This window comes from Limnobacter sp., from assembly GCF_036405155.1.
Lineage (GTDB): Bacteria > Pseudomonadota > Gammaproteobacteria > Burkholderiales > Burkholderiaceae_B > Limnobacter.
In genome coordinates this window covers 1-9,048 of record NZ_DASWYD010000004.1, presented here as the reverse complement: position 1 = coordinate 9,048, position 9,048 = coordinate 1, and the positions used below count along the sequence as shown (strand labels likewise).

Annotated in this window: 8 protein-coding genes, 1 rRNA gene and 1 other RNA gene; 2 read left to right on the top strand and 8 right to left on the bottom strand. The window is 56.4% G+C overall.

Features of this window, described 5'->3' with window-relative positions; all coding sequences use genetic code 11:
- Position 1: 1 nt before the first annotated feature.
- The 5 genes from mraZ to VGE55_RS03950 form a co-directional block, all read right to left on the bottom strand.
- On the bottom strand, positions 2 to 430 hold the full coding sequence (mraZ, locus tag VGE55_RS03970) for a division/cell wall cluster transcriptional repressor MraZ (protein ID WP_256764867.1): 429 nt from the start codon (positions 428 to 430) through the stop codon (positions 2 to 4).
- A 236-nt stretch (positions 431 to 666) separates the two neighbouring features.
- Positions 667 to 1,065, bottom strand: an RNA gene (gene rnpB, locus VGE55_RS03965) — RNase P RNA component class A.
- Complete coding sequence (locus VGE55_RS03960; protein WP_331130420.1) at positions 1,065 to 1,862, bottom strand: DUF3025 domain-containing protein; 798 nt, start codon at positions 1,860 to 1,862, stop codon at positions 1,065 to 1,067. The genes rnpB and VGE55_RS03960 overlap by 1 nt, the downstream gene beginning before the upstream one ends.
- 10 nt (positions 1,863 to 1,872) lie before the next feature.
- Positions 1,873 to 3,009: a dihydroorotase gene (gene pyrC / locus VGE55_RS03955; RefSeq protein ID WP_331130419.1), complete on the bottom strand. Its 1,137-nt coding sequence runs from the start codon at positions 3,007 to 3,009 to the stop codon at positions 1,873 to 1,875.
- A gap of 68 nt (positions 3,010 to 3,077) precedes the next feature.
- The gene (locus tag VGE55_RS03950) at positions 3,078 to 4,424 is read right to left on the bottom strand and encodes a glycerate kinase (protein WP_331130418.1); all 1,347 of its coding nucleotides are present in this window, start codon (positions 4,422 to 4,424) and stop codon (positions 3,078 to 3,080) included.
- A 55-nt stretch (positions 4,425 to 4,479) separates the two neighbouring features.
- Between VGE55_RS03950 and VGE55_RS03945 the strand changes: the two genes are divergently transcribed.
- Positions 4,480 to 5,283, top strand: a complete 804-nt coding sequence (locus VGE55_RS03945) for a class II glutamine amidotransferase (protein WP_331130417.1) — start codon at positions 4,480 to 4,482, stop codon at positions 5,281 to 5,283.
- Here VGE55_RS03945 and VGE55_RS03940 read toward each other — a convergent pair.
- Positions 5,235 to 6,302 (bottom strand): aminopeptidase, encoded by a 1,068-nt coding sequence (locus VGE55_RS03940; RefSeq protein ID WP_331130416.1) that lies wholly within the window; start codon positions 6,300 to 6,302, stop codon positions 5,235 to 5,237. The two genes, VGE55_RS03945 and VGE55_RS03940, sit on opposite strands and share 49 nt — an antisense overlap.
- A 156-nt stretch (positions 6,303 to 6,458) precedes the next feature.
- On the opposite strand from VGE55_RS03940, the gene VGE55_RS03935 reads away from it, so the two are divergent.
- The gene (locus VGE55_RS03935; RefSeq protein WP_331130415.1) at positions 6,459 to 7,649 is read left to right on the top strand and encodes a M20 aminoacylase family protein; all 1,191 of its coding nucleotides are present in this window, start codon (positions 6,459 to 6,461) and stop codon (positions 7,647 to 7,649) included.
- Positions 7,650 to 7,678: 29 nt separating this feature from the next.
- Here the strand turns inward: VGE55_RS03935 and VGE55_RS03930 are convergent, their stop codons facing one another.
- Complete coding sequence (locus VGE55_RS03930) at positions 7,679 to 8,704, bottom strand: transglutaminase domain-containing protein (RefSeq protein ID WP_331130863.1); 1,026 nt, start codon at positions 8,702 to 8,704, stop codon at positions 7,679 to 7,681.
- A gap of 209 nt (positions 8,705 to 8,913) precedes the next feature.
- A 5S ribosomal RNA gene (gene rrf / locus VGE55_RS03925) occupies positions 8,914 to 9,026 on the bottom strand.
- Positions 9,027 to 9,048: the final 22 nt, after the last annotated feature.

Below are 9,048 nucleotides of genomic sequence, written 5' to 3'. Positions count from 1 at the left end.
TTCAGAAGCTAAAGTCGTTCAGTGAATCAGGCATGCCAGCGGCAATGGCCTTGTCTTCTTCCACCTTGAGCAGCGTGGAATCCCAGATTTCAAAATGGCTGCCCATGCCCAGGAGCATCACGTCTTTCGACAGCGATGCCGCGTCGCGCAGTTCGGGCGAAACGAGAATACGCCCCGCGGAATCAATCTCCACGTCGGTCGCAAAGCCCAGGAAAATACGCTGCCAAGGCCGAGCGGACATGGGCCAGGCAGCGATCTTTTCGCGATGCTGCTCCCAGACCGGCCGAGGAAACATCAACAGACAGCCGTTGGGGTGTTTGGTGAGCGTCAAGGCCCCCGCGCACTGATCCATCAGTGCGTCGCGATGCTTTTGAGGCACATTCATGCGCCCTTTGGCATCCATCGACAGGGAAGAGCTGCCTTGAAACACGCGTTAAAAACCCCACAAAAATACACAAAAACCCACGAATCACCACTTTACGCATTCCCATGAGCGTTGTAAAGGCGCCCAAGGCAAAAACGCCTTTACAACCAATGACTTAGATGGGTTATCTTGAATTTTTTTAGGGAAAATACCGAGAAAAAATAAAGCCCTATCGAGACAACTGAAAGTAATGTCTCAAATGAAAATATTTGTCAGAAAACTGGGGGGATAACAAAGATGGGTGAGAAAGTGCGCCTGTAAGCCGGATTCTGTTGACCTGTCGCCAGGCCCGACAATCATTCCTCTAGGCCTGCAATTGCTTGCAGGCTCAAGCCACCTACCCGCGCGCTCGGGGAGCACCGTCCAGACCGTGAGGCCTGTGCGCGCCTATTTGGTGTTGCTCCAAGTGGGGTTTACCTAGCCGATTCTGTCACCAGAATCGCGGGGGTCTCTTACACCTCCGGTTCGCCCTTGCCTGTGAAGGTTGCCCTCCCATCGGCGGTGTGTTTTCTGTTGCACTGTCCGTCACCACGGTTGCGGTTGCCCGCAGCAGCGGCGCCTGGCCGTTAACCAGCACCTTGCTCACTGGAGTCCGGACTTTCCTCTCCTTCTTGCGAAGCAGCGACTGCCCGGCGCACTCTCAACTTGAAAGTGTAGAGCCATCCCAGCGCAATGCCAATCTTTGATCGGGTTTATTGGCGGAAAGTGTTGGCTTTGGGCGAAAAACCCGCGGGTCGGCGTAAAAGCCCGGATCCTGGTTTTCAGCCCACCAACCGGGCACGCCCAGCACGGGCAAAGGGCTCAACTGTGCAGGCGCACTGACCCGGCGTAAGACCTCAGTCAACAAATGGTCTATCGAGGGGAGTTCACCACATTCCATCACCACCGGCAGCACCTTGGCACACAAACCCTTGTGCGCATGGTCCAGCGCATCGAGCAAACCATGACCAAACACCAGCAACTGAATATCAGTCCCCCAGGCCATGCGCTGTCGACCAAACAGGGTTGACCAATCATGCTGGACAAGGGCTTGAACCACGGCTGGGTCACGACACAACAAAACACCCCCGCTCTCATCCAGCAGTGTCAGGGCATCGCGCTTGGTGTTACGGCCATTGCCCGGCAAGGGCAGGTCCTGACGAATGGCCTCCTGTACATGGGCCTGGTTCAAAGCCCGCTTGAACCTTGGGAAGGTCTGCCACACCACACCGTTGTACCAGTCATGGGCCAAGTCCCGGGTGGGTATACGGCCCTGTTGGCATTGGGCCTCATAGGCCAACGCACCGAGACTCTGGTTGGAAGATTCAAATTGAACATCGCCCTCCAGGCTCATTGCTTGAGCCCGGCGATTCAAACGCGCTGCAACGGAGCCCGCTTCGTCGCCGACCCATGCAGCTGTTGGGCCACCATAGGGTTGCAACCAGGGTTTCACGGCCATGGGTTTTACATCAAGCCCGTGCAGTGACCGACCAGGGCAATGTCTCGCCAGCCCGCAACGGCACAATCCCGCTGTCGGTTACAAAAGGCAAGGTCTCGGGCACCGTTTCGGGCGTGCGCTGCAGCGTGAACTTGCCCGCATTCACGGGCAAACCGTAAAAGGCGGGGCCATTGCGGCTGGTGAATGCTTCAAACTTTTCCACAGACTGCAACGCACCAGCGGACTCAAAAGCCTCGGCATACAGGCCCAAGGCATAGGGCGCTGAATAACAACCAGCACAACCGCAACTGGCCTCTTTCAAATGCCGGGCATGGGGTGCACTGTCGGTCCCCAAGAAAAACTGTGGCAAACCCGAGGTGGCTGCTTTCAACAAAGCCAAGCGGTGCTCTTCACGCTTCAAAATCGGCAGGCAATACCAGTGAGGTTGCAAGCCGCCCTTGAAGATGGCGTTGCGGTTGTACAGCAAATGCTGTGGGGTAATGGTTGCAGCCAATAGCAAACGGCCATGCTCATCGCGCGTGGCCTGCTCAGTCACATACTCTGCAGCCTGTCGTGTGGTGATGTGCTCAAACACCACGCGCAATTTGGGAAACCCTGCCCGCAATGGCTTCATGACCGACTCAATGAATGCTGCCTCCCGGTCGAACACATCCACATGGGCATCGGTCACTTCACCATGCACCAGCAGTGGCATGCCCAAGGCCTGCATCCGCTCCAACACAGCCGAACATTGCCCCAAGAGGTCAGACACCCCCGCATCCGAATTGGTGGTCGCGCCCGCCGGGTAAAGCTTCACCGCATGAACCACGCCACTGGCCATGGCACGGTCTATTTCATCGGCAGGGGTGGCCCCTGTCAGGTACAACACCATCAGCGGTTGAAACTGCTGCATTTGCGCGCAATCGGCTGCAGAGTACTGGCCGCTATCGCACGCCTTTTGCACCGCCGCCAAAATACGCTCACGGTACGCCATGGCCTGCTCGGTGGTGGTCACCGGTGGCTTTAAATTTGGCATAACAATGGCACGCCGAAAATTCAGCGCTGTGGCGGCCACCACATATTCCAAGGCCTCACCGTCTCGAAGGTGCAAGTGCCAGTCATCGGGCGGTGCAATGGTCAAAGTGGTGAGTTCAGTCGACAAAGCCATGACAAATCCTGTGATGTTCAAGCCCCGTATTTTAACCTGCCACCGGGCACTGGCTGCTCACAAGGCGATCAGGGCTGCCCAATCAAAATCAACCGCAAATCATTCACATTGGTTTGCGTCGGGCCGGTGATCAGCAATCGGCCCAACCCATCGAAAAAGTCATAACTGGTGTGCTGTTCCAAGTGAAAGCGGGCCGACAAACGCTGTTGCTGAATGGCCTTCAAATCGCCTGGCAACAGCAGCGCACCGGCATGGCCACCCACACCATCAATGCCGTCTGTGTCTGCCGCCAATGCCGCCAACGGAAACACTTCCGGCTGCGCCCTCAACTCATGCACCAAAGACAGCAAAAACTCTGAATTTCGACCACCCTTGGCCTGCTTCATTTGCGTGTCGCTCAATGTGACCGAGCATTCACCGCCGCTCAATACGGCCAACGGCGTTGCAGGCCAACCGCCCTGCTTGAGCATCACCTGCTTCACCAGTGCCGCATGCACCTTGGCCACATGGCTGGACTCGCCCTCCACTGTGTCACCAAAACTCAGCACCTGGTAGCCCTTCTGCTGCAAATACAGTCCCACCGCGTCCAACATCTTTCCGTTGCTGGCCATGATGTGCGAGCGAATTTTCCGGAACACCAGTGAACTGGATTTGGGCGTCTCCTGAACCTGACCTTTGCAGCCCTTCTCCAGGTGCCTCATCACAGAATGGGGCGCCTGCACATTCCACCGTCGAATGACATTGAGCGCATCCTGATAGGTGGTGTCGTCGGGACAAAATGGCCCGGATGCGACCACCGCAGGATCATCACCCGGCACGTCCGACACGATCAACTGAAACACCGGTGCGCGACAAGCCTGCGCCAATTGCCCGCCAAGGGTTTGGGTCACATGCTTTCGCACGGTGTTCATTTCATCAATCGGCGCACCACAGGTCAGCAATGCACGGTTGAGCTGTTGAAGGTCCACAAACGGAATGTCCTTCACAGGCACACTCAGCAAACTCGAACCGCCGCCCGAAATCAGCGCAATCACCGGGTCGGTGGGCTCAATGGATTGCAACAACTGCAGCAAGCGCCGCGAAGCACGCTGCCCTTCCTCGTCCGGCACAGGGTGCGCCGCTTCCAGCACCTCCACATGCTGCGTTGGCCCGCCGTGCCCACGGCGAGTAATCACCATGCCACTGAGCACCTCATCCTTTCCTGCACAAGCCTCAACAGCCTGAACCATGGATGCGGCGGCTTTGCCTGCCCCAACAACCCAGATGCGCTGGCGTTCAGGAGCCATGCTGGCCAGCCAAGGCGCAATTTTTTCAGCCCATACACCTGGCATTTCCAGAACGGGTTGAGCAGATGCCACCGCGACGTTGAACGATTCACGCAACACAGACTCAAAAAATGCATTGGCGGCAGACATGCGAGCTTCCTGAAAATGAAATAATGGACAACACGAGTGTTCTCATCCAACGGTTATGTGTCAACTTCTGGGCATGAATTGCAACACCCCAACGGACATCCAGTTTTCGTTCGAGGGGTTTGCCAAACGCGGCGGCCTCACCGACGAGCACGGTGACGGGTGGGGCATTGCATTTTTTGAAGGCAATGCAGCCCGGTGTTTTATCGACCACAAACCGGCGGCCAGTTCCCCGGTTGCAGAACTTATCCGCGCATACCCCATTCGATCCACGCACGTCATATCACACATTCGCAAAGCCACGGTGGGCGAAGTCAAACTGGCCAACTGTCACCCCTTCATTCGGGAACTGTGGGGCCAGGCCTGGGTGTTTGCACACAATGGCGACCTGAAAAACTACAGCCCCTCATTGCACGGCGACTTCCTCCCCATCGGCGACACCGACAGCGAACAAGCCTTTTGTGAAATTCTGCAGGCTTTAAAGCAGGCCTTTGGCAAGCGCACTCCACAAAACCGCCCTGCACTGGCCGACGTCGAACGGGTGGTGCGTGAGACATGTACTCGAATTGCACAGCACGGCACCTTCAACATGCTGCTGTCCAACGGGCAGGCCCTTTTTGCACACTGCTCCACCAAACTGCAATACATCGTCCGTGAATACCCTTTCAAACAAGCCCACCTCATCGACTGCGACCTGAAAGTGGACTTTGGCCAAGTGACCACCCCCCAGGACCGGGTGGCGGTGATTGCGACCACCGCACTCACTGATGACGAAGTGTGGACCTCCTTTGACGCGGGGTCACTTCTGGTTTTTCAGGATGGACAGGCTGTGATCAAGGATGGGTCACCCGTGCCCCACTGACGGCGAACATTTGCATCCTGTTTTCCCAGCCACTGCGCAGCTGAATACAGCCGCGAAAAGTCTCGGCCACACACCTCAAAAAGTCGCTTGAAACCCGGCACATCGTCGTCATACAAACCAGCCACTGCCAATTTCGCATTGTTCAAATCGACCGACATGTAGGGGTCAAACCCAGGCCAACCGCCCCAGCTCTGCTTCAAGAGCGCATAGTCCTCACGAAGCTTCGCAAACCGGACTGTCTTGCGCCGCGCCTTCTCCTCGGCTGACAACCCATCATCGTCATACACCGCTTTCAAATCTGCCCGGGCATTCGCCATCAACTGCCGAAATGCAACCCGTTTGCGGTCAAAACCCGCATACCGCTCTTTTAAAGGTTGCCGCGCCGGGTCGGCGAGCCATGCATTCACACCCAATTCCTCCACAGCGCTTGCAAAGCTCTCGTTGAACACCGTGTCATCGGCCACATACAACACCTGGTGGGCCAACTCGTGAAACACCATGCGCGCCAACTCGCCTGCGGGGAATCGAATGAACGTGTTCAAGAGCGGGTCGGGCGTGTAACCCAGTGTGGAATAGGCTGGCACACCAATGACAGCCACATCCATGCCCTCTGCCCTGAATGGTTTTGCGTAAGCCTGTGCATCGGCTTCCGCATAAAAGCCACGGTATGAAATGCAACCTGTCACCGGGAAACAAGACTTCTTCAACTCCAGCGAATCGGCTGGGGCAATCACCACATTCCAGACCACATAGGGGCGACCAATGTCTGCATACCGCCGGTAACTCCGGTTGTCCGGCAAATGCAGCACATCCACTGAATACTGCCGAATCTCCTGCGCGTAGATCAGCTGCCGCCGAACCTGTTCCGGCGTGTGTGGGTCCTTCAACACATCGGCTACATCGCGCGATGCCACCAGTACCTTGATGTGCCCTGTCGTGGCCTGCCACAGGTATTGCGTGGTAGAACACCCACCCAGCAAGCCCACACAAACCAGCAGCATCGCAGTCAATCGGCCCATGGTTCTGGCTCGACCCATTGCTGTTGACCCATTCAAACCCACACACGCCATCACCCAGCTCACTCCTTAAACAACCCACGCACTGGCCTCTGCGGTTGCCAGCACCTGCAAAACCTGCGATTCTTGAGGTTAACTCGAATTCCCATGAACTGTGCTGTGAACCCAACCAAGATCGACGCCTGGATACAAACCCGGCGTGACATCCATGCCCATCCCGAACTGCGGTTTGAAGAGAATCGAACCGCGCAACTGATTGCAAAACGCCTGGAAGAGTTGGGCTACACCGTGGAGACCGGCATCGGAACCACTGGCGTAGTTGGCGTGATTGAAGGGCGCATACAGCATGACTCGCCACGCATGATAGGCTTGCGCGCCGACATGGACGCGCTACCCATTCAGGAACGCAACTCATTTGGACATGCATCGCTGTACCCCGGAAAAATGCATGCATGCGGCCACGACGGCCACGTGGCCATGTTGCTGGGTGCTGCCCAAGAGTTGTCAGAGAATCGACAATTTGCAGGCAAGGTCGCATTGATTTTTCAACCTGCCGAAGAGGGCGGTGCAGGTGCCCAGCGCATGATTGAAGACGGGCTTTTCGAGCGTTACCCCTGCGATGCTGTGTTTGCGATGCACAACTGGCCGGGCTTGGCAGCCGGCGAATTTGCCGCGCACCCTGGCCCTGTCATGGCATCCAGCAACGAGTTTTCCATCACCATTCACGCCAAAGGCGCCCATGCCGCCATGCCCGACCTCGGCGTGGATCCAGTGGTGATTGCAGCTCAACTCATATTGGCACTGCAGACCATCGTCAGCCGCACCTGCCGGCCAGTGGACCCTGCCGTGGTGTCTGTCACCCAGGTCAACGCTGGTGAAGCCATCAATGTGATTCCCGATCGCGCCGTGCTGAAAGGCACAGTTCGCACTTTCAGTCACGATGTGCTCGACCTGATCGAATCACAACTGAGAAAAATCAGCCATGACTTGTGCAGCGCCATGGGTGCGCGGGCAGAAGTTGAATTTAACCGAAACTACCCTGCCACCATCAATGACCCTGACATGGCCGATTTGGCGCGCAGCACCTTGGTCGAACTGGATGGTGTTTCAAAGGTTCATACACAGCTCCCACCCACCATGGGTGCAGAAGACTTTGCATTCATGTTGATGCAAAAACCGGGGGCTTATTTGTGGATTGGCAACGGGACGGGCGACCACCGAACAGCGGGGCACGGCCTGGGCCCCTGCACCTTGCATAACCCGAGCTACGATTTCAATGACAGTATTTTGCCCCTGGGCGTGCGCGCATGGGTCGCGATTGTTGAACGCTTCTTAAGCCCTGCACGCTAGCCTTTCGGAATTGCGCTGGACAACTGCGCTCAACGACGGCTCACTTGGTAACCCAAAACAGCCTCAAATTCGTCCTGTCCTTTTCGGCGCCCCATGACCAACAATTCGCCGGGGACAGGGTTCAGTGCTATGTCAAACACGCGGCCCTGTTTGGTTTGACGCTGCCATTTCCGCCCCTGTACAACAGCCATCTCCTCGTACACGCCACTTTCAAATACAAACCGAGCGAGGCGGTCGGGCGAAATCAATTTTGACGAGGGCGCTCGAAGCACCTTGACCGGGGAATTCGTTGGCTCATACCAATCCGGCTGTGCAGCGCCGCGCTCTGCGACCTGTAGCAAGTCGTCTGGAGGAAACCCGGCAGCAGCCATGAACACGGCCTGCTCTGACAGCTTTGAAAATGTTTGAAATGTCGTTGAATTGTGGAACGACTCATCCGTGGCCGACTGAAGCCCACTCGGATAACTTTCCCAGCGCCGAAGAGAGAAATGACTCAGCCTTGCCAGAGCCTGGGGCATTGCGAAAAAAAGATCAGTATCTTCTCGAACGAAACGTCCACCATCGACATATCCGGCACCCCAAGTGGTGTCGACAATACGCCATTCACCATTGAGCCACACCTCATTCCACCGGTGATTGGCTTGCTGTCGGCGCACATCCCCTGCGCGCGCAACCCCTTCCACCGTCCGCACCTTCAAACCAGCCAAGGCCATCATCCGCAATGTGACATCCGCAAACACGGCACAACTGCCTCGTCCGTTGGCCAACAGATCGGACAGTGCTTTGGTCGATGGGTCACCAATACGCGCTGCAGCGCGTTCATCGTGCCGCATGTGTTGGGTAATCCATCGATATATCCGGTACGCCTTTTCGCTGTCCGTGTTGGCCCCACGCACCAGCGCTGTAACAAGTTGCAGAGCGCGGTCAGGCTGTTGTATCCCTGTGTTGCCCACATCCGACATGGACGCTAAACGCCCCATTGGAGACGCTGACAGCGTTGCCGATAGATCGCCCCCTGCGTACGAAGGCGCATGGACCATGATCAAAACCAACATCAAGGCGAAAAATCGTTTCTGAAAATGAGGCACAGCGACAGCAAAAAAGAGAGGGATTGAACACAGGGATTTTATAAGGCGCCGAAGAATAACGGACGCATAGCCATGCAAGGTGACTTTCCCTATACAAGGACTTCCGTTGTGGTGTTTGAACCGAGAAGTAAAAAACCCCCACACCGAGTGGATGTGGGGGTTTTTTGGAATGGAGAGCCTGACGATGTCCTACTTTCACATGCGAATGCACACTATCATCGGCGCTAAGGCGTTTCACGGTCCTGTTCGGGATGGGAAGGGGTGGTTCCACCTTGCTATGGTCGTCAGGCAAAGAGGGTTGGCTGCAAGAG